This window comes from Pseudokineococcus basanitobsidens (assembly GCF_037482545.1).
In the GTDB taxonomy this organism is placed as follows: domain Bacteria; phylum Actinomycetota; class Actinomycetes; order Actinomycetales; family Quadrisphaeraceae; genus Pseudokineococcus; species Pseudokineococcus basanitobsidens.
The window spans coordinates 1-1506 of record NZ_JBBIAA010000067.1; the positions used below are offsets into that span (position 1 = coordinate 1).

Consider the following 1506-nt stretch of genomic DNA (forward strand, 5'->3'; position numbering starts at 1 on the left):
GGGTCGTCAAGCGGGATGACGAGTCGGCTGCTCGTTAGCCTCGCGGCGTGAAGGTGGGGCAGGCCGAGGAGTCGGAGTCCGCTCAAGTCGTCGTCTTCGATCTCGACGGCACGCTGCTCAGAGGAGATGCCTTCGGCCTGTTCCTCGTCCATTTGCTGCGACGGCCCCCCGTTCGCGCTGCCGTTGCAATCGCGACGGCGCCGGTGTGGCTTCCTGCCTTCCTGCTCCCACCGACGCGGGTGGCGGCCGAGAGGTACCTCGTGTGGCTGGCCGCGGTCGGGGTGGCGCACGAAGACTTCACCGCGAGGTCGGCTCGTTTCGCCGCCGACCACGCCAGCCCTCGATCGGGTCGGACCACCGTGGCGGTCCTGGACCGGTTCCGGGAGCACCAGGGCCGCGGTGACCGCGTGGTGGTCGCCACGGGGTGCGCGTCCCCGCTGGCCGAGCACGTGTGTGACGCGCTGGGCCTGGACGACGTCGAGGTGGTCGCTTCTGTCCTCACGCGCACTCGGTGGGGACTGCCCCGGGCGGTGCCGGCCCGGGGTGAGGGCAAGTTGCGGGCACTGCTCTCGGCCGGGATCTCGCTCCCGGTCGACCACGCCTACTCCGACAGTTGCGCCGACCTGCCCCTGCTCCGTGCCGCACGGGCTCCTCATGTGGTCAACGCCTCGCCGCGTGACTTACGGCGCCTGCGACGAGCCCTCGGCGAGGACGTCGACGTGATGACCGCCGTCTGAGGATCGCTGGACGGTGACCGAAGGGCGATGGACAGCGGGACGCTGTCCGGCCAGCGATCGTCAGCGGGAGGCCCGGAAGCCGTCGGCGCCCCAGCGCCCGCGGCGCTGGTGGCGGGCCTTCACCTCGTGCGGGACCACCGGACTGCGCAGCACGATGATCGGGGCATGAGGCAGTCAGCCCAGCCATCGCCGCAGGTCGACTACAGCCCCGTGCGCCGCGCCTACGACACCCTCGCCGGCACCTACGCCGAGCGGCTGCCCGACACCCGCGCCGAGGCGCCGCTCGACCTCGCGATGCTCGACCACTTCGCCACCCACGTGCACGCCACCGGCGCCGGCTCGGTCCTGGACGCCGGCTGCGGCGCCGGGCGCATCACCCGCTACCTCGCCGACCGCGGCTGCACCGTCGAAGGTCTCGACCTGTCCCCGGAGATGGTCGCCGCCGCCCGACGCGACCACGCGGACCTGCCCTTCACCGTCGGCTCGATCACCGACCTACCGCACCCCGACGGCAGCTTCACCGGGATCCTGTTCTGGTACTCCACCATCCACACCCCGCCGGACCAGCTCCACCACGTGTTCACCGAGGCCGTCCGCGTGCTGCGTCCCGGCGGGTACCTACTCATCGCCTTCCAGTCCGGCCACGGCACCCACGACGTCGCCCCGGCCTACCGCCGCTTCGGCCACGACGTCGAGCTCGAGCGCTACCTCACCACCGCCGACGACATCGCAGCCCAACTGCGCGCCAGCGGCCTCACGGAGACCTGCC

General features: G+C 72.0%; 2 protein-coding genes. Both read left to right on the top strand.

The window, feature by feature from the left end; genetic code table 11:
- Positions 1-47: 47 nt before the first annotated feature.
- The gene (locus WDZ17_RS17280) at positions 48-737 is read left to right on the top strand and encodes a haloacid dehalogenase-like hydrolase (protein ID WP_339576417.1); all 690 of its coding nucleotides are present in this window, start codon (positions 48-50) and stop codon (positions 735-737) included.
- 165 nt (positions 738-902) lie between these two features.
- Positions 903-1506, top strand: a 604-nt coding sequence (locus WDZ17_RS17285) for a class I SAM-dependent methyltransferase (RefSeq protein ID WP_339576418.1), incomplete at its 3' end; no start/stop codon positions are given.